The sequence below is a fragment of the Streptomyces showdoensis genome (genome assembly GCF_039535475.1).
GTDB classification, from domain to species: Bacteria; Actinomycetota; Actinomycetes; order Streptomycetales; family Streptomycetaceae; genus Streptomyces; species Streptomyces showdoensis.
In genome coordinates this window covers 531,438-549,960 of record NZ_BAAAXG010000028.1, presented here as the reverse complement: position 1 = coordinate 549,960, position 18,523 = coordinate 531,438, and the positions used below count along the sequence as shown (strand labels likewise).

The window sequence follows — 18,523 nt, the reverse complement described above, 5'->3', positions numbered from 1 at the left end:
GGGGGCGGCGGGCCCTTCCGCGTCCGCCATGCGGTGGACCTTGGGGCGGGTCGCCGGTCCGGCGCGGGCGGCGCGGGAAGGATGCGCCCATGACACCGAAGGCCCGCTCGGCCGGGAAGCCCCCGGGGTCCCTGACCGTCCTGCTGACCCTCGCGTCGGGGCAGTTCCTGATGGCGCTCGACAGCTCCGTCATGAACGTGTCCATCGCGACGGTGGCCGCGGACGTGGACACCACCGTGACCGGCATCCAGGGCGCCATCACCGCGTACACCCTGGTCATGGCGATGTTCATGATCCCCGGCGGCAAGGTCGGGGTGCTCATCGGCCGCAAGCGCGCCTTCATGATCGGCTGCTGCGTCTACGGCGCCGGCTCCCTCACCACGGCCCTCGCGCCGAGCCTCACGGTGCTGCTGATCGGCTGGTCCCTCCTCGAGGGCATCGGCGCGGCGCTGATCATGCCCGCGATCGTGGCCCTGGTGGCCGGCAACTTCCCCACCGAACGGCGCCCCTTCGCGTACGGCATCGTGGCCGCCGCGGGCGCCGTCGCCATCGCGCTCGGCCCGCTCATCGGCGGCATCGCCACGACCTACTTCTCCTGGCGCTGGGTCTTCGCCGGCGAGGTCCTGCTGGTCCTCGTCATCCTCGTCTTCGCCCGGGGCATCGCCGACGCGGTGTCCGAGGAGCGCCCGCACATCGACCTCGTCGGCGCCCTCCTGTCCGCCGCCGGGCTCGGGATCTTCGTCTACGGCGTGCTGCGGTCCGACGAGTGGGGCTGGGTCCAGCCGAAGGCGGACGCGCCCGCCTGGCTCGGGGTGTCCATGGTCGTGTGGCTGACGTTCGCGGGCCTGCTGCTGGTCTGGCTCTTCCTGCGCTGGGAGGCCCGGCTGGTCAAGCAGGGCAAGGAGCCGCTCGTCCACCCGGACATGCTGCGCAACCGGCAGCTCACCGGCGGGCTGACCATGTTCTTCTTCCAGTACCTCGTGCAGATGGGCGTCTTCTTCGTCGTCCCGCTCTACCTGTCCGTCGCCCTCGGCCTGTCCGCGCTGGCGACCGGTGCGCGCATCCTGCCCCTGTCGGTCACCCTGCTGGCCGCCGCGCTCCTCATCCCGCGCTTCCTGCCCGACGTCTCGCCGCGCCGGGTGGTCCGCTTCGGTGTGCTCGCGCTGCTCGCCGGGGCGGTCGTCCTGATGGCGGCGCTCGACGCGGACGCCGGCGCGGAGATCGTCACCCTCCCGCTGCTGCTGATCGGACTCGGCATGGGCGCGCTCGCCTCCCAGCTGGGCTCGGTCACCGTCTCCGCCGTCCCCGACCGGCAGAGCGCGGAGGTCGGCGGCATCCAGAACGCCGTCACCAACCTCGGCGCCTCCATCGGCACGGCCCTCGCCGGCTCCCTCATGATCGCGGCGCTCACCACCTCGTTCCTGACCAGCGTCGAGCAGAACCCGGCGATCCCCGCCGAGGTCAAGAGCACGGCCGCCGTCGAGCTCCAGAGCGGCGTCCCGTTCCTCTCCGACGCCCAGCTCACGACGGCCCTCGACGAGGCCGGGACCAGCCCGGAGGTCACCGACGCCGCCCTGGAGGCCAACGCCGCCGCCCGCCTGGACGGCCTGCGCGCCGCCCTCGCGATCCTCGCCGGCGCCTCCGTCCTGGCCCTCTTCTTCACCTCCCGCATCCCCAGGACCCAGCCCGGCACCCCAGCCTGATCCGGAGGACACGGCCTGGCTAGAGCACCTGCTGCTGGCCCTGCTGAGGCTGGTCGAGCTGCTGCTCGCGCAGCCGCTGCTCGGCCCGTATCCGCTCCACGGCCGCGGCGAACTCCCGCAGGGTCGGCTCGCCGTCGCCGCCCGCGTAGGGAGCGATCCCCAGTTCGAGGGCGGTGATGTGCTGCTCCATCGTGTCGGCGGTCTGCTGGAGGTTGAAGGCCCGCTCGCGAGGCTTGAAGTAGCCGGCCGCACCGGTGACCACGGTCACGGTGAAGCCGAGGGCGATGAGCACGCCCTTGCCCGGCTGCGGCGGGTCGTACCACGCCGTCACCCCGGTGATCGCCGCCGAACTCGTGAAGAGCACCCACTGCATCAGCAGGTTGAGCCGGCGGTAGTGCCGGGACTCCCTGCGGAGCCTGTTGATCTCGGCCGGCAGACGTTCCTTGTACGAGGACTGCCGCTCGTCGACGGGGGGCGTGCGGCGGCGGGCCTCCAGGATGCGGCGCTCTTCCGCGAGCTCCAGGTCGAGACGGAGGTTCTTTACGGGGGTCTTGGGGTCTTTCCACGTCGCGGGCTTGCTGAATTCCAGGAAGAACTGGGCAATGGTCGCGAGAATGAAGAAAATGGTCAGGCCGAGCGCGAGATTGTCGACGGAATCCGGGGTCGGAGCGCTTCGCCAGAGGGCGATTTTCAGTCCCGCCCAGGAAAGGACGGTGGACGCGACGGCCACGGGGGTCGCGTACAGCCCGAAGACCTGCAGCCGACGGTTCTTGATCCGCTGTTCGAGATCCGCGACTTCTCGCCGGAAGCGAATCATCTCGCTGGTGGTGGCGGCTTCCGCGGTAGTGGGCGGACCGGGCATGAAAATCCCCTCCTCATGTCGCTCGATGGGCTGGAGGGGTGGTTCTCGCGGTTCTTCCCGTGGCTCGCGCCATGACGCCTCGCGTCATTCCCCCCGCCGACGCGCCTCGAATTCTGCCAGCTCCGCTCGCGTGCCGTTCCCGGTCCGTCCGAGGGCCGGCGGGGGCGGCGCCGTACGGCCCGAGACGGCCCGGTACGGCCCGGGGCGCCCCCGCGGAGGGCTCGTGCCCCGGGCAACCGGCATCCGTCTGCGACACTGGTAGCACCATGCCCAAGCCCGGAGAACTCACTTTCGTCGCCCCGCGCGGAGCCAAGCAGCCCCCGCGGCACCTCGCCGACCTCACGCCCGCAGAGCGCAAGGAGGCGGTCGCCGCGATCGGCGAGAAGCCGTTTCGCGCCAAGCAGCTGTCCACGCACTACTTCGCGCGCTACGCGCACGACCCGGCGGAGTGGACCGACATCCCCGCCGGCTCGCGCGAGAAGCTCGCGGGGGAGCTGCTGCCCGATCTGATGTCGGTCGTGCGGCACATCTCCTGTGACGACGACACCACCCGCAAGACGCTGTGGCGGCTGCACGACGGCACGCTCGTCGAGTCGGTGCTCATGCGCTACCCGGACCGGGTGACCATGTGCATCTCCTCGCAGGCGGGCTGCGGAATGAACTGCCCGTTCTGCGCCACCGGCCAGGCGGGCCTCGACCGCAACCTGTCCACGGCCGAGATCGTGCACCAGATCGTCGACGGCATGCGCGCCCTGCGCGACGGCGAGGTCCCCGGCGGCCCGGCCCGGCTGTCCAACATCGTCTTCATGGGCATGGGCGAGCCGCTCGCCAACTACAAGCGGGTCGTCGGCGCCATCCGCCGGCTCACCGACCCCGAGCCGGACGGCCTCGGCCTGTCCCAGCGCGGCATCACCGTCTCCACCGTCGGGCTGGTCCCGGCGATGCTGCGGTTCGCCGACGAGGGCTTCAAGTGCCGCCTCGCGGTCTCCCTGCACGCCCCCGACGACGAGCTGCGCGACACCCTCGTCCCCGTGAACACCCGGTGGAAGGTCCGCGAGGTCCTCGACGCCGCCTGGGAGTACGCGGAGAAGTCCGGCCGCCGGGTCTCCATCGAGTACGCCCTGATCCGGGACATCAACGACCAGGCCTGGCGCGGCGACCTCCTCGGCAAGCTGCTCAAGGGCAAGCGGGTGCACGTCAACCTGATCCCGCTCAATCCGACGCCCGGTTCGAAGTGGACCGCGTCCCGTCCCGAGGACGAGAAGGCGTTCGTCGAGGCCATCGCCCGCCACGGCGTGCCCGTCACCGTCCGCGACACCCGCGGCCAGGAGATCGACGGTGCCTGTGGACAGCTGGCCGCCGCCGAACGCTGACCTTGTACTCTGAGCTCGAACACATCTTCATATTCCGACAGGGGAGCGCCACAGCGCTGAGAGTGCGGTGACCAGCTGACGAACAGCGGCCGCAGACCCTCTGAACCTCGCCCAGGTCATTCTGGGTAGGAAGTTCGGTCGTAACTCGAGCTGTTGCGCCCTGCCCGCGTCCGGTGTCCCCGGCCGCGGGCAGGGCCGCGTCTCTTCCTGGACACCCCAGGAGGACAACCACGTGAACACCAAGAAGGCAGCCGCCGCCGCGCTCGTCGCCGCGCTCGGCGTCACCACCCTCGCCGCCTGCGGCGGCGGGGACGGCGGCAAGGACAAGGCCACCGGCACGCCCGCGCCGAAGACCGTGACGCTCGTCAGCCACGACTCCTTCAACGCCTCCAAGGAGGTGCTCGCGGAGTTCACCAAGCAGACCGGATTCACGCTCAAGGTCCTCAAGAGCGGCGACGCCGGCGAGGCCGTCAACAAGGAGATCCTGACCAAGGGCTCCCCCCAGGGAGACGTCTTCTTCGGCGTCGACAACACCCTGCTCTCCCGCGCCCTCGACAACGGCATCTTCACCTCGTACGAGGCGAAGGGCCTGGACCGGATCCCCGCCGCGCTCCAGGTCGACACGGAGCACCGGGTCACCCCGGTCGACTCCGGCGACATCTGCGTCAACTACGACAAGCAGTACTTCGCCGACAAGAAGCTGGCGCCGCCGCAGACCTTCGACGACCTGGCCGAGCCCGCGTACAAGGACCTCCTCGTCGTCGAGAACCCCGAGCGCTCCTCCCCGGGCCTCGGCTTCCTCCTCGGCACCGCCGAGAAGTACGGCGACGCCGGGTGGCAGGACTACTGGAAGAAGCTCAAGGCCAACGGCGTGAAGACCGTCGACAGCTGGGAGCTCGCCTACAACCAGGAGTTCTCCGGCTCCGCCGGCGGCAAGAAGGCCAAGGGCGACCGCCCGCTGGTCGTCTCGTACGCCTCCAGCCCGCCGGTCGAGGTGCTCTACTCCGAGCCCCAGCCGAAGGTGGCGCCCACCGGCGTCTCCACCGGCACCTGCTTCCGGCAGACCGAGTTCGCGGGCCTGCTGAACGGGGCGAAGAACCCCGAGGGCGGCAAGGCGCTGATCGACTTCCTGATCTCCAAGAAGTTCCAGGACGACATGCCCCTCCAGATGTTCGTCAACCCGGTGACGAACGACGCCACCCTCCCCGAGCTGTTCACCAAGCACGGTGTGGTCGTCGACAAGCCGGAGACCATGGCGCCCGACAAGATCGCCGCCAACCGTGACCAGTGGATCCAGCAGTGGACCTCGCTCGTCCTGAAGTAGCCGGACCGGCCCGACGCGGCCGTACGGGGAACGCGGCGCGGCTCGCCCTCATGGTGCTGCCCGTCGCGTTCTTCGCGGTCTTCTTCGCCTGGCCCGTCGTCTCCATCGTCGAGCGCGGGCTCCGGCCGGACGGGCACTGGGAGCCGGGCCGCCTCACCGAGACGCTGGGCAGCCCCGAGATCCTCGACGTGCTGTGGTTCACGCTCTGGCAGGCGCTCGCCTCCACCGCGCTCACCCTGCTCGTCGCCCTGCCCGGCGCGTACGTCTTCGCGCGCTTCGACTTCCCCGGCAAGGGGCTGCTGCGCGCCGTCGTCACCGTGCCGTTCGTGCTGCCCACCGTCATGGTCGGCACCGCGTTCCTCGCCCTCGTCGGCCGCCGCGGGCTGCTCGACGAGCTGTGGGGCGTCCGGCTCGACACCACCGTCTGGGCCATCCTCATCGCCCACGTCTTCTTCAACTACGCGGTCGTCGTCCGCACCGTCGGCGGCCTCTGGTCCCAGCTCGACCCCCGCCAGGAGGAGGCCGCCCGGGTCCTCGGCGCCTCCCGCTGGCGGGCCTGGCGGACGGTGACCCTGCCGGCCCTCGGCCCGTCCGTCGGCGCCGCCGCGCTCATGGTGTTCCTGTTCACCGCGAGCTCCTTCGGCATCGTCCAGATCCTCGGCGGCCCCGCGTACTCCACCCTGGAGACCGAGATCTACCGGCAGACCGCCGACCGGCTCCAGCTCTCCACGGCCGCCGTCCTCACCCTGGTCCAGTTCGCGGCCGTCGGCGCGGTCCTCGCCGTGCACGCCCGGATGGTGCGCCGCCGCGAGACCGCGCTGCGGCTGGTCCCCCCGGAGCGGACCGCCGCCCGTCCGCGCGGCGCCGGACAGTGGCTGCTGCTCGCGGCCGTCCTGCTGTCGATCGGGCTGCTCATCCTGGCGCCGCTCGCCGTCCTCGTGGAGCGCTCCCTCGCCACCCCCACCGGCTACGGCCTCGACTATTACCGGGCGCTGCAGTCCGTGGACGAGAACGGCACCTTCCTCGTGCCGATGACCGACACGATCGTCAACTCCCTCCAGTACGCGCTCGCCGCCACCGCCATCGCCGTCGTCATCGGCGGCCTCGCGGCGGCCGCGCTCACCCGGCGGGCCGGACGGCTGGTCCGCGGCTTCGACGCGCTCCTCATGCTCCCGCTCGGGGTCTCCGCCGTCACCGTCGGCTTCGGCTTCCTCATCACCCTCGACGAGCCCCCGCTCGACCTGCGGGCCAGCTGGATCCTGGTGCCGCTCGCCCAGGCCCTGGTCGGCGTCCCCTTCGTCGTCCGGACCATGCTGCCCGTGCTCCGCGCCGTGGACGAACGGCTCCGGGAGGCCGCCGCCGTGCTCGGCGCCTCCCCGTGGCGCGCCTGGCGCGAGGTCGACCTGCCGCTCGTCCGGCGGGCCCTGCTCATCGCGGCCGGCTTCGCCTTCGCCGTCTCCCTCGGCGAGTTCGGCGCCACGGTCTTCATCGCCCGTCCCGACAACCCCACCCTCCCGGTGGCCGTGGCCCGCCTCCTGGGCCGGCCGGGCGAACTCAACTACGGCCAGGCCATGGCCCTCTCGACGATCCTCATGGTGGTGTGCGCGGTGTCCCTGCTGCTCCTCGAACGGCTCCGCACCGACCGGACCTCGGGGGAGTTCTGATGCTGACGCTCAAGGACGCGACCGTACGGTTCGGGGACCGCGCGGTGCTCGACGCCGTGGACCTGGAGGTCGCCGAGCACGAGACCGTGTGCGTCCTCGGCCCCAGCGGCAGCGGAAAGTCCACCCTGCTGCGGGCCGTCGCCGGACTCCAGCCGCTCACCGCCGGCCGGGTGCTCCTCGGCGGCGCCGACCAGACCGGGGTGCCCGTGCACCGGCGCGGGGTCGGCCTCATGTTCCAGGACCACCAGCTGTTCCCGCAGCGGGACGTCGCCGGGAACGTGGCCTTCGGGCTGCGCATGCACGGGGTGCCGAAGGCCGAACAGGGCGCCCGCGTCGAGGAGCTGCTCGACCTCGTCGGCCTCCCGGGCGCCGGCCGCCGGGCCGTCTCCTCCCTGTCCGGCGGCGAACAGCAGCGCGTCGCCCTCGCCCGCGCCCTGGCCCCCCGCCCCCGGCTGCTCATGCTGGACGAGCCGCTCGGCCAGCTCGACCGGGGCCTGCGCGAACGGCTCGTGGTCGAACTCCGCGGGCTCTTCGCGCGGTTGGGCACCACGGTGCTCGCCGTCACGCACGACCAGGGCGAGGCCTTCGCGCTCGCCGACCGGGTCGTGGTGATGCGCGACGGGCACATCGCCCAGACCGGCACGCCCCTGGAGGTCTGGCGGCGCCCCGCCTCCGCGTTCGTGGCCCGCTTCCTCGGCTTCGACAACGTGGTCGCGGCCACCGTCACCGGAGCCGCGGCGGCCACCGTCTGGGGCGGGATCCCCGTCCCGGACGGCTCCCCCCAGGGCGACCGGCGCCTCCTCGTCCGCCCCGGCGGCGTCCGGCTGGTCCCCGCCGGCGAGGGCCTGACCTGCCGCGTCGAGTCCCGCACCTTCCGCGGCAACCACGTCGCCGTACGGCTCCGCCCGGCCGAAGGGCCGCCCCTGGAGGCGGAGTTCCCGCTGCGGGACGCGCCGGAGGCGGGCGCGGAGGTGGGCGCGGCGTTCCGGGCGGAGGACGTGGTCGTTCTCGACGCGTGACGCGGGCCTCCCGGCGGGGCGGGCCCGGCACGTCCGCTCAGGGGGGGGGGACCAGGTCCGCCGCGCGGGGGAGCGGCTAGGCGGCGAGCCGTGCCAGCGCCTCCGGCGCCTCGTCGATCGAGTCGACCAGGGCGATCCGCGCCGCCATCGGGCGCCCCTCCGCCAGGGTCCGGAGCAGCGGCCAGGCCGGCAGGCGTTCGGTCCAGTGGGTCCGGTCCACCAGGACCATCGGGGTCGGCTCGCCCCGCGACCCGTAGTAGTTCGGCGTCGCGTTGTCGAAGACCTCCTGCACCGTGCCGGCGGCCCCCGGCAGGAAGACGATCCCGGCGTTCGAGCGGGCGAGCAGCCCGTCCTCGCGGGTCGCGTTGGCGAAGTACTTGCCGATGAACGAGGCGAAGGCGTTGGGCGGCTCGTGCCCGTAGAACCAGGTGGGGATGCCGACCGAGTCGCCGCCGCGCGGCCAGCGGGCCCGTACCTCGAAGGCGGCGCGGGCCCAGTCCGTGACGGAGGGCGTGAACGAGGGGGCCTTCGCGAGCAGTTCCAGGGCCTCGTCGAGGACCCCGTCCGAGAGCGGGGCGGTGTACGCCCCCAGGTTCGCGGCCTCCATCGCGCCCGGCCCGCCGCCCGTGGCCACGGTCAGCCCCCCACGCGCCAGCGCCCGCCCGAGTCGGGCGGCCCCCGCGTACGCCTCCGTGCCGCGGCCCATCCGGTGCCCGCCCATCACGCCCACGACGCGGGCGTCCGCCAGGTGCTCGTCCAGCGCGTCCGAGATCGCGTCGTCGTGGAGCGAGCGCAGCATCGAGGAGAAGATGTCGCCGTCGCCCCTGGTCCGCTGGAACCAGGCGTAGGAGCGGGCGTCGGGCGTCGAGGCGTAGGGGAGGCCGGCGATGCCCTCGAACAGTTCCTCGGGGGAGTAGAGCCGGGCCCGGTACGGGTCGAAGGGCAGGTCCGGCACCGGCGGGAACACCAGCGCCCCGTCCGCCCGCACCTTCGCGGCGGCCTCGGGCTGCATGGCGCAGCCCAGGAAGACGGCGTCCGTGGTGGAGGCGGCGAGCAGCGCGAAGGTGCGGTCGGTCAGGTCGACGGACTGGATCCGGTACGAGCTGAGGGAGCCGCGCGAGCCGAGTGCGGCGTCGAACTCGTCGAGGGAGTGGATCTCCCGGGCCTGGTCCCGGTCCCGTCCGTGGTCCTGTCGGTGAGTCGCCATGGGGTCACGATAGGGCGGCCCGGCGCCGGTGTGGTGCGCCGGGCGGCGCGGCCTCGCCCGCCCCGCCCCCTCAGCCCTTCAGCGGTACCGCCGCCAACGCGCCCACCGTCCAGGTCAGGGGGACGAAGACGAGCAGCAGGACGCCCGCCCTCAGGAGGGCCGTCGTGCGGAGGACCGTCGGCGGGGCGCCGATGCGGAGGAGGGCCTGGGTCGTGTGGGTGCGGGACTGTTTGGATTCCAGGGCCGCCGTGAGGAGGGTCGCCGTCGTGCACGCGACGACCAGCGCGGCGCCCAGGCCGCCGAGGGGGCCGAAGTCGGTGCCGAGGGCGAGGGCCGCCACCGCGCCCGAGCCGACCGCGCAGACCACGCCCAGCGGGCGCCCGATCCGGCGGGACTCGTCCATGAGGACGCGGCCGGCGAGGAGCCGTACCGCGCCGGGGCGGACCATCTGGAGCAGGCGCCCGCACCAGTGGGTCAGGCCGGGGCCCGCCATCGCGAGGCCCACCGCGGTGAGGATCCAGCCGGCCAGGACGCCGCCGCTGCCCTCCCGGCCGGCGTAGGTCTCCAGGGCGAGGCCGACCGCGAGGAGGGCCACGCCCCAGGGGAGGCCGGAGGGCTGCGGGGCGGCCTCGGCCGGGGTGCGGGGGCGCAGGGCCAGGCCGGCCGCGGTGGCCGCCGTCACCGGCAGGACCGCCAGGAGGGTGAGCGCCCCCGCGAGCGGGATCGGCTGGTCGGCGGCGAGCAGCTCCGCCGCGGCGCCGTCGAAGGGCAGCCCGGTGATGTCGCCGCGCAGGTGCAGGTAGAAGAGCAGGGCCAGGGCGGAGCCCAGGGTGCAGGCGACCGCGGTGGAGGCCGCCGCGAGGGCGGTGAGCCGGGCGGGCCCCAGGCCGACCGCGTCGAGGCCCCGCCGGGGCCGGGTGCTGGGGTCGGTGCGGGCCACCGCCACCGCGAACTGCACCGTCGCGGCGAGGGGCAGGGCGCACCACAGCAGGCGGAGGACCGAGGTGGAGGAGTCCGCGGGGTGGCCCACCGCGTAGCCGAGGGAGCAGAGCAGGAGGAAACCCACCCCGGCGGCCGCCGCGGCCACCAGCAGGCGGCGCGCCTGGACGACGGGGTGGGTGCCGCGGACTAGACGGAGAGCGAGCACGCGGTGACGCCCTCCGCCCCGGTGGCCGGCGGTACGGAGCCGACCCGGCGTCCGTCGAGGAGCGCGACCGAGCGGTCGGCGAGGGCGGCTACCTCGGGGTCGTGGGTCGCGAGCAGCACGGTGATCCGGTGGGAGCGGGCCGCGGCGGTGAGGGTGCGCAGCACCTGGGCGCCGTCCGCACGGTGCAGGGTGGCGGTCGGCTCGTCGGCGAACAGCACCGTGGGGGTGGTGACGAGCGCGCGGGCGATGGCGATCCGCTGGCGCTGGGAGTGGTTGAGGGTGTGCGGCCGCCTGCGGGCGGCGGCGCCGATGTCGAGGCGGTCGAGCCATTCGAGGGCGCCGGCCTTGGCGGTCCGGTGGGAGATGCCGCGCAGCAGCAGGGGGAGGGCCGCGTTCTCCCAGCCGGTGAGTTCGGGGACCAGGCCCGGCTCGGGGTCGATCCAGCCGAAGCGCTCACGCCGCACCCGTTCGCGCTGGGCGGTGCCGAGGGTGTGGAGCGGGGAGCTGTTGAACCAGACCTCGCCCTGCTGGGCGACGGTCTGGCCGGAGAGGCAGCGCATCAGGGTGGTCTTGCCGCTGCCGCGCGGGCCGACGAGGGCGAGGATCTCGCCTTCCCGTACGCCGAGGGAGACGCCGGTAAGGACGTCCGTGCCGCCCAGGGTGCAGTGCAGGGAACGCGCCCAGAGCACGTCGTTGTCCGGTGGGGCCATCGCGTACACCTCGATGTTGAAGCCGACGGGGTCCGTTCCCCCGTCCGGGGGAACGAGGGGACGGGCCTGTCGGTCACTGGGACCCGGCGGGCGTCACTCGGCACCGTAAGGATTCAGATCAGTTTGTACGGACAGCACGCGGCCCGGGCCGCCGCCATCCACTCGGATGGCGGCATGCCCGGGCCGGGGTCACGCCGTGAGGGCGGCGTGGCGCACGTCGAGAACTACAGCTTCGTCCAGGCCTCGGTGAGGGTGGTCCGGAGGATCTGCTCGATCTCGTCGAACGTGGACTGGTCCGCGATCAGCGGCGGAGCCAGCTGGATGACCGGGTCGCCACGGTCGTCGGCGCGGCAGTAGAGGCCGTTCTCGTACAGCGCCTTGGAGAGGTAGCCGTAGAGGACGCGCTCCACCTCCTCGTCGTTGAACGACTCCTTGGTGACCTTGTCCTTGACCAGCTCGATGCCGTAGAAGAACCCGTTGCCGCGGACGTCGCCGACGATCGGCAGGTCGTGCAGCTTCTGCAGCGTCGAGAAGAAGTTGCCCTCCTGGTCCAGCACGTGCTGGTTCAGGCCCTCCTTGTCGAAGATGTCGAGGTTCGCCAGGGCCACGGCGGAGGACACCGGGTGACCACCGAAGGTGTAGCCGTGCAGGAAGGTGTTGTCGCCCTTGTAGAACGGCTCCGCGATGCGGTCCGAGACGATGCAGGCGCCGATCGGGGAGTAGCCCGAGGTCATGCCCTTGGCGCAGGTGATCATGTCCGGCACGTAGCCGAACTTGTCACAGGCGAACATCGTGCCGAGGCGGCCGAAGGCGCAGATCGTCTCGTCGGAGACGAGCAGCACGTCGTACTGGTCGCAGATCTCGCGGACGCGCTGGAAGTAGCCGGGCGGCGGCGGGAAGCAGCCACCGGCGTTCTGCACCGGCTCCAGGAAGACGGCCGCGACGGTGTCGGGGCCCTCGAAGAGGATCTGCTGCTCGATCTGGTCGGCGGCCCAGCGGCCGAAGGCCTCGGGGTCGTCGCCGTGGATCGGGGCGCGGTAGATGTTGGTGTTCGGCACCTTGTGCGCGCCGGGGACCAGCGGCTCGAAGGGGGCCTTCAGGGCCGGCAGGCCGGTGATGGACAGGGCGCCCTGCGGGGTGCCGTGGTAGGCGACCGCACGCGAGATGACCTTGTACTTGGTGTGCTTGCCCTGGAGCTTGAAGTACTGCTTCGCCAGCTTCCAGGCGGTCTCGACGGCCTCGCCGCCACCGGTGGTGAAGAAGACCTTGTTCAGGTCGCCGGGGGCGTAGTCCGCCAGACGCTCGGCGAGCTCGACGGCCTTGGGGTGCGCGTACGACCACACGGGGAAGAACGCGAGCTCCTGGGCCTGCTTGTACGCGACCTCGGCCAGCTCCTTGCGGCCGTGACCGGCGTTCACCACGAACAGGCCGGCGAGGCCGTCCAGGTAGCGCTTGCCCTTGTCGTCGAAGATGTAGGTGCCCTCACCGCGGACGATGGTGGGGACGGGGTTGTTCTCGTACGACGACATGCGGGTGAAGTGCATCCACAGGTGGTCGTAGGCGGTCTTGGAGAGGTCCTGGCTCACGGCTATCGGGTTCCCCACATGTAGGTCTGCTTCTTGAGCTTCAGGTAGACGAAGCTCTCGGTGGAGCGCACCCCGGGGAGGGTGCGGATGCGTCTGTTGATCACATCCAGGAGGTGGTCGTCGTCCTCGCAGACGATCTCCACCATCAGGTCGAAGGAGCCCGCGGTCATCACCACGTACTCGCATTCGGCCATGGCGGTCAGTGCCTCCGCCACCGGATCCAGGTCACCCTCGACGTTGATGCCGACCATCGCCTGCCGCCGGAAACCCACGGTGAGCGGGTCGGTGACGGCGACGATCTGCATGACGCCCTGGTCGAGCAGCTTCTGGACGCGCTGTCGTACGGCGGCTTCGGAGAGACCGACGGCCTTTCCGATGGCTGCGTAGGGACGGCGACCGTCCTCCTGGAGCTGTTCGATGATCGCCAGGGAGACGGCATCGATCGTCGGGGACGAACCGGTTCCGGTTCTGGAGTCTGTGCTTCGACTGGCCACGACCTCACTGTGCACCGAACCTCGTCGGTCTGGCAAGCCCAGAGTGATGAAATCCGTTGTTCTGGGGTCTCGATCTCACTGAATCCGAAGTTGGCGGGGGCCGGGCCTGTTGAAAGCGTCAGCGGACCGATTAGGCTGAGGTGTCTCGCCCATCGGGACGCCGCACGACGGAGTGCGGAGACAGAACGTGACAGGAGGGGTGGCTGTGACCACCGAGCTGCGTCGGCTGCGCAACTACATCAACGGGGAGTTCCGGGATGCGGCCGACGGCCGCACGATCGACGTGATCAACCCTGCCACCGGTGAGGCCTACGCGACCTCCCCGCTCTCCGGTCAGGCCGACGTCGACGCCGCCATGGAGGCCGCCGCGGCCGCCTTCCCCGCGTGGCGCGACACTACGCCGTCCGAGCGTCAGAAGGTCCTCCTCAAGATCGCCGACGCCTTCGAGGAGCGCGCCGAGGACCTGATCGCCGCCGAGGTCGAGAACACCGGCAAGCCGGTCGCCCTCACCGCGAGCGAGGAGGTGCCGCCGATGGTGGACCAGATCCGCTTCTTCGCGGGTGCCGCCCGTCTGCTCGAGGGCCGCTCGGCCGGTGAGTACATGGAGGGCATGACCTCGATCATCCGCCGCGAGCCGGTCGGCGTCTGCGCCCAGGTCGCGCCGTGGAACTACCCGATGATGATGGCCGTGTGGAAGTTCGCCCCGGCCCTCGCCGCGGGCAACACGGTCGTCCTCAAGCCCTCGGACACGACCCCCGCGTCGACCGTCCTGATGGCCGAGATCATCGGCTCGATCGTCCCCAAGGGCGTCTTCAACGTCATCTGCGGCGACCGTGAGACCGGCAAGGCCATGGTCGAGCACCCGACCCCGGCGATGGCCTCCATCACCGGCTCGGTGCGCGCCGGCATGCAGGTCGCCGCGTCGGCGGCCAAGGACGTCAAGCGCGTCCACCTGGAGCTGGGCGGCAAGGCCCCGGTCGTGGTCTTCGAGGACACCGACCTGGAGAAGGCCGTCGAGGACATCTCCGTGGCGGGCTTCTTCAACGCCGGCCAGGACTGTACGGCCGCGACCCGCGTCCTGGTCCACGAGTCGATCCACGACGAGTTCGTGGCCGCCCTCGCCAAGGCCGCCAGCGAGACCAAGACCGGCCAGCCGGACGACGAGGACGTGCTCTACGGCCCGCTGAACAACGCGAACCAGCTGGGGCAGGTCAGCGGCTTCATCGACCGCCTGCCGGCGCACGCCAAGGTCGAGGCGGGCGGCCACCGGGTCGGCGACAAGGGCTACTTCTACGCCCCGACCGTCGTCTCCGGCCTCAAGCAGGACGACGAGATCATCCAGAACGAGGTCTTCGGCCCGGTCATCACGGTCCAGTCCTTCACGGACGAGGCCCAGGCCCTGGAGTTCGCCAACGGCGTCGAGTTCGCCCTGGCCTCCTCGGTCTGGACGAAGGACCACGCCCGCGCGATGCGCATGTCCAAGTCGCTCGACTTCGGCTGCGTGTGGATCAACACCCACATCCCGCTGGTCGCCGAGATGCCCCACGGCGGCTACAAGAAGTCCGGCTACGGCAAGGACCTCTCGGCGTACGGCTTCGAGGACTACACGCGCATCAAGCACGTGATGACCTCCCTGGGCTGACCAGGCCCGCCCCGCGCGGCCCCGGCACCTCGATCCACGTGATCGACAAGGTGTCGGGGCCGCGCCGTCCCGGTCGACGGAGCGTCCATTGCCGCTGGTCGCCCGGGGCGACCATGCTGTCCGGGTGACAGCCAGAGCCAGAGTTCCCGCCCGCCCGCACCCGTCCCGCCGCGCCCTGCTGCGGGGGATCGGCGGGGCCGGCGCCGCCGCGCTCCTCGCCGGATGCGGAGTGCCGGCCGCGTACGTCGATCCGGAGGACCGGGCCGGGCGGGACCTGTCCGCGCGGGACCGGGTGCTGCACTTCGCGAACTGGCCGCTGTACATCGACACCGATGACGACGACAAGTCGAAGCGGCCCACCCTGGACGCCTTCCGGAAGCGCACCGGGATCTCCGTGCGCTACACGGAGGAGATCAACGACAACGACGAGTTCTTCGGCAAGATCGGCCCCGCCCTGATGAACCATCAGGAGACCGGCCGGGACCTCATCGTGATCAGCGACTGGATGGCCGCCCGCTACGTGCGCCTCGGCTGGGTCCAGGAGATGGACCGGGCGAAGCAGCCCAACGTCGCCAGGTACCTGGACCCGCTGCTGCGCAAGCCCGCCTTCGACGCGGGGCGGCTGCACTCGGTGCCCTGGCAGTCCGGGATCACCGGCATCGCGTACAACCGCAAGAAGCTCGGCCGGGAGATCCGCTCCACCAAGGAGCTGTGGGCCGACGACCTGCGCGGCAAGGTCACCCTGCTGTCCGGGCTCGACGAGTCCTTCTCGCTGCTCATGCAGGGCAGGGGCGTGGACGTCACCCGGTGGACCGCGGACGACTTCCACGGACTGTGCGAGCAGATCGAGGACCTGGTCCGCCGCAAGCACCTCCGCCGCTTCACCGGCAACGACTACATCAAGGACCTGTCCACCGGCGACGTCCTCGCCTGCCAGGCGTACTCCGGCGACATCATCCAGCTCCAGGCCGACAACCCGGACATCGAGTTCGTCGTGCCCGAGGAGGGCGCCGAGCTGTGGGCCGAGTCCCTGATGATCCCCAACCTGGCCCAGCACAAGCGGAACGCCGAGCAGCTGGTCGACTACTACTACGAGCCCGCGGTCGCCGCCGAGCTCGCCTCCTGGGTCAACTACGTCTGCCCGGTCCCGGCGGCCCGCGACATCCTCGCGGACTCGGGCGACGAGGAGCGGGCGGCGCTCGCCGAGGACCCGCTGATCTTCCCGGACGACGCGATGCGGGCCCGGCTGGCCATCGCGCGGGACATATCCGGCGACGAGCGGGCCGAGTTCACCAAGAGGTGGAACGCGATCGTCGGTCTGTGAGTTGCGAGGGTATGGAGCGCTCAGACAGCACAGACGGCACAGACAGCACCGTCGGTTCAGACAGCACCGTCAGCACCGTCAGCACGGACGGCACCCGGCGTGATCCGCACCCGCTCGTCACCTACGGACTCCTCGCCGCCTGGGCCCTGCACGACGCCGAGGAGCTCGCCTTCGGGCCGCGCTGGATACGGGAGAACCTGCCCCGGCTGAAGGAGCGCTTCCCCCGGGTCCCGCGAGCCGGGTGGGAGGCCGTGGAGTCCGTCGACGAGCGCGAGTTCGCCGCCGCCGTCGGGGTGATGGCGGCGATCGTCGGCTCGGCGGCCGTGGCGGGCGGGCGTACGGGCGGCCGGTCGACCTTCTACCAGGGGGCGTTGAACGGCTTCGGGCTGCACGGCTTGGTCCATCTCGCCCAGGCGGCCGCCGTCCGCGGGGTGACCCCCGGCTCCGTCACCTCGCCCCTCGTGGTCGTCCCCTTCACCCTGTGGGCGCGCGGCCGGCTGCGGCGGGCCGGGGTGCTGAAGCCGGTGCGGGCCGTCGACGTGGCGGCCGGGCTGGCGGTCGCGGCGGGGGCGACGGTCGTCGCGCACGCCGTGGGGCGCCGGGTCGCCCGACGGCTGCCCCCCACTTTTTGAACACGTTCATGAGGGGCGTACGCTGCCCCCATGAGCGACACGAACGGGCCCAGAGCCCTCCTCGAGCGCATCCGCGTCTGGCTGGTCGTCTTCATCGTCTGCCTGGTGCTGAGCGGGGTCACCGCCTTCCCCCTCGTCACCGAACTCCGCCTGCTCGACGAGGCCCTGGGCTCCTGGGCCGCGCCCGTCGCCGACGCCCTTCCCGGCCTCGCCGAGTGGATCGCCCGCGTCCGCACCGGCCTGGAGGGCGCCGACGCCCGGGCCCCGTACCTCCTCTACGGCACCGACTGGCTGGCCTTCGCCCACCTCGTCATCGCCGTCGCCTTCTACGGGCCCTACCGCGACCCGGTCCGCAACATCTGGGTCATCGAGTTCGGCATGATCGCCTGCGTCGGCATCATCCCGCTCGCCCTGATCTGCGGACCGGTCCGCGGCATCCCCTTCTGGTGGTCCGTCATCGACATGTCGTTCGGCGTCATCGGCATCCTGCCGCTGCTCGCCGTCCGCCGGCTGATCAAGCGGCTCGAAGCCCTGCAGGCCCCGGGAGCTCCGGATGCCGCGCCGGGCCTCACTTCGACGGCGGTCCGTACGCCGTCAGCATGAGGTTCAGCGCCACCTTGTTCATGTCCTGGCCCTTGGCGTCCGTCGCGTTCACGCTGTAGACCAGGGTCCGCTCGCCGTGGCGGGTCGAGGCGATGGCCGTGTTGTAGCCCCAGCGGCCACCGGTCTTGCCCCACACCTCGCGCCCGCCCAGCTTCTTCATCGACAGGCCGACGGAGTACGCGGCCGGGGCCCCGCTCCCGAGGTCCGGCACCTTCGGCAGCGTGAACATCTCCTCCAGGAGCGGTCCCCGCACCACCCGGCCCGCGAACAGGGCGTTCGTGAAGCGCTCCAGGTCCGCGGTGGTGGAGATCAGGTCCCCGGCCGCCCAGCCGTCCGTCGCCCCCCAGACGGAGACGTCCCGCAGACCGGTCGTCCCGTCGTCCAGCCGCATCAGCTGGTAGCCGTGGTTGTGACGGCCCTCGATGCGGGGGCTGCCGCCGGGGAAGTACGTGTCGCGCAGCCCGAGCGGGCGCAGCACGCGGACGCCCACCTGGTGCTCGTACGAGTCGCCCGTCACCCGCTCGATGATCAGCCCGGCGACGGTGTAGCCGATGTTCAGGTAGTGCTGCTTCTCGCCCGGGGCGAACTCGCGCGGCCGCGCCGTCGCCGAGCGCACCATGTCCCGAGGGTCGTGCCGCTCGAAGCGGTTCGCGTACCACTCCTCGACCGTCTCGCCCGGCATCCCCGCCGCCGGGATCCCGTGCGTGTGGTTCAGCAACTGGCGCACCGTCACCCCGTCGTACGCCGCCGGGATCAGCTCCGGCAGGTACGAGCGGGCCGACCGGTCGAGGTCGATCCGGCCCTCGCCCGCCAGCTGGAGCGCGACCGCCGCCGTGAACACCTTCGTCACCGAGCCGGCCCGGAACCGGCCCCCGGGGTCGGCCGCCCGGTTCGTCCGCAGGTCGTGCACGCCCGCACTGCCCCGCCAGACGCCCTCCGTGCCGCCGACCCGCGCCAGGGCCGCCGTCGCGTCCTTCGACGGGAGGTCCGCGATCACCGCCGCCAGGGCCGCGGAGTCCGGTGCGCCGCCCGTCTCCGCCGCCGCGGTCCGAGCCGTCGCCGGCACCGGGGCGGCGCCCGCCGGGAGGACCGCCGGGCCCGCCGCCACGCCCAGGACGAGGGCGGCGGCCAGCAGCGTGCGGGTGGTGCTCTTCATGGTCAACTCCGTGGGTGTGAGCCGTCGTTCGCGATGACCCCATCCTGCTGACCTGCGGCGCTCCGCGGATCGCCCGC

General features: G+C 72.0%; 16 protein-coding genes. 9 read left to right on the top strand and 7 right to left on the bottom strand.

What is annotated here, in order from left to right:
- The first annotated feature begins 89 nt into the window (after nt 1-89).
- Nucleotides 90-1,703 (top strand): MFS transporter, encoded by a 1,614-nt coding sequence (locus tag ABD981_RS37070; RefSeq protein ID WP_046905498.1) that lies wholly within the window; start codon nt 90-92, stop codon nt 1,701-1,703.
- 19 nt (nt 1,704-1,722) lie between these two features.
- Here the strand turns inward: ABD981_RS37070 and ABD981_RS37065 are convergent, their stop codons facing one another.
- On the bottom strand, nt 1,723-2,565 hold the full coding sequence (locus ABD981_RS37065) for an SLATT domain-containing protein (RefSeq protein ID WP_205628091.1): 843 nt from the start codon (nt 2,563-2,565) through the stop codon (nt 1,723-1,725).
- Nucleotides 2,566-2,831: 266 nt separating this feature from the next.
- Here ABD981_RS37065 and rlmN point away from each other — a divergent pair, with 266 nt between their 5' ends.
- The 4 genes from rlmN to ABD981_RS37045 all read left to right on the top strand — a co-directional run bounded on the left by rlmN (nt 2,832) and on the right by ABD981_RS37045 (nt 7,945).
- On the top strand, nt 2,832-3,938 hold the full coding sequence (rlmN, locus tag ABD981_RS37060; RefSeq protein ID WP_046905499.1) for a dual-specificity RNA methyltransferase RlmN: 1,107 nt from the start codon (nt 2,832-2,834) through the stop codon (nt 3,936-3,938).
- 232 nt (nt 3,939-4,170) lie between these two features.
- Nucleotides 4,171-5,262, top strand: a complete 1,092-nt coding sequence (locus ABD981_RS37055) for a thiamine ABC transporter substrate-binding protein (protein WP_046905500.1) — start codon at nt 4,171-4,173, stop codon at nt 5,260-5,262.
- On the top strand, nt 5,238-6,926 hold the full coding sequence (locus ABD981_RS37050; RefSeq protein ID WP_382748469.1) for an ABC transporter permease: 1,689 nt from the start codon (nt 5,238-5,240) through the stop codon (nt 6,924-6,926). Before ABD981_RS37055 ends, ABD981_RS37050 begins: the two co-directional genes overlap by 25 nt.
- Nucleotides 6,926-7,945, top strand: coding sequence for an ABC transporter ATP-binding protein (locus ABD981_RS37045; RefSeq protein ID WP_046905502.1), 1,020 nt, complete (start codon nt 6,926-6,928; stop codon nt 7,943-7,945). Before ABD981_RS37050 ends, ABD981_RS37045 begins: the two co-directional genes overlap by 1 nt.
- A 76-nt stretch (nt 7,946-8,021) precedes the next feature.
- On the opposite strand, the gene ABD981_RS37040 is transcribed toward ABD981_RS37045, so the two are convergent.
- The 5 genes from ABD981_RS37040 to ABD981_RS37020 all read right to left on the bottom strand — a co-directional run bounded on the left by ABD981_RS37040 (nt 8,022) and on the right by ABD981_RS37020 (nt 13,104).
- Nucleotides 8,022-9,152 carry an LOG family protein gene (locus ABD981_RS37040; protein WP_046905503.1) on the bottom strand — a complete coding sequence of 377 codons (1,131 nt, stop codon included), beginning with the start codon at nt 9,150-9,152 and terminating at the stop codon, nt 8,022-8,024.
- Nucleotides 9,153-9,222: 70 nt separating this feature from the next.
- Complete coding sequence (locus ABD981_RS37035; RefSeq protein WP_046905504.1) at nt 9,223-10,299, bottom strand: hypothetical protein; 1,077 nt, start codon at nt 10,297-10,299, stop codon at nt 9,223-9,225.
- Entirely contained in the window at nt 10,281-11,009 is a 729-nt protein-coding gene (locus tag ABD981_RS37030) for an ABC transporter ATP-binding protein (protein ID WP_046905505.1), read from the bottom strand. The genes ABD981_RS37035 and ABD981_RS37030 overlap by 19 nt, the downstream gene beginning before the upstream one ends.
- A gap of 224 nt (nt 11,010-11,233) precedes the next feature.
- Nucleotides 11,234-12,613 carry an aspartate aminotransferase family protein gene (locus ABD981_RS37025; RefSeq protein WP_205628092.1) on the bottom strand — a complete coding sequence of 460 codons (1,380 nt, stop codon included), beginning with the start codon at nt 12,611-12,613 and terminating at the stop codon, nt 11,234-11,236.
- Complete coding sequence (locus ABD981_RS37020; RefSeq protein ID WP_046905507.1) at nt 12,598-13,104, bottom strand: Lrp/AsnC family transcriptional regulator; 507 nt, start codon at nt 13,102-13,104, stop codon at nt 12,598-12,600. The genes ABD981_RS37025 and ABD981_RS37020 overlap by 16 nt, the downstream gene beginning before the upstream one ends.
- Before the next feature lie 190 nt (nt 13,105-13,294).
- On the opposite strand from ABD981_RS37020, the gene ABD981_RS37015 reads away from it, so the two are divergent.
- The 4 genes from ABD981_RS37015 to ABD981_RS37000 all read left to right on the top strand — a co-directional run bounded on the left by ABD981_RS37015 (nt 13,295) and on the right by ABD981_RS37000 (nt 17,290).
- Nucleotides 13,295-14,731, top strand: a complete 1,437-nt coding sequence (locus ABD981_RS37015) for a gamma-aminobutyraldehyde dehydrogenase (protein ID WP_046905508.1) — start codon at nt 13,295-13,297, stop codon at nt 14,729-14,731.
- A 124-nt stretch (nt 14,732-14,855) separates the two neighbouring features.
- Nucleotides 14,856-16,055, top strand: coding sequence for a polyamine ABC transporter substrate-binding protein (locus tag ABD981_RS37010; protein WP_123954094.1), 1,200 nt, complete (start codon nt 14,856-14,858; stop codon nt 16,053-16,055).
- Between the two features lie 11 nt (nt 16,056-16,066).
- Nucleotides 16,067-16,687: an HXXEE domain-containing protein gene (locus ABD981_RS37005; RefSeq protein WP_123954087.1), complete on the top strand. Its 621-nt coding sequence runs from the start codon at nt 16,067-16,069 to the stop codon at nt 16,685-16,687.
- A 30-nt stretch (nt 16,688-16,717) separates the two neighbouring features.
- Nucleotides 16,718-17,290 (top strand): hypothetical protein, encoded by a 573-nt coding sequence (locus ABD981_RS37000; protein WP_046905509.1) that lies wholly within the window; start codon nt 16,718-16,720, stop codon nt 17,288-17,290.
- On the opposite strand, the gene ABD981_RS36995 is transcribed toward ABD981_RS37000, so the two are convergent.
- Nucleotides 17,256-18,446 (bottom strand): serine hydrolase domain-containing protein, encoded by a 1,191-nt coding sequence (locus tag ABD981_RS36995; RefSeq protein ID WP_046905510.1) that lies wholly within the window; start codon nt 18,444-18,446, stop codon nt 17,256-17,258. The two genes, ABD981_RS37000 and ABD981_RS36995, sit on opposite strands and share 35 nt — an antisense overlap.
- Nucleotides 18,447-18,523 lie beyond the last annotated feature (77 nt).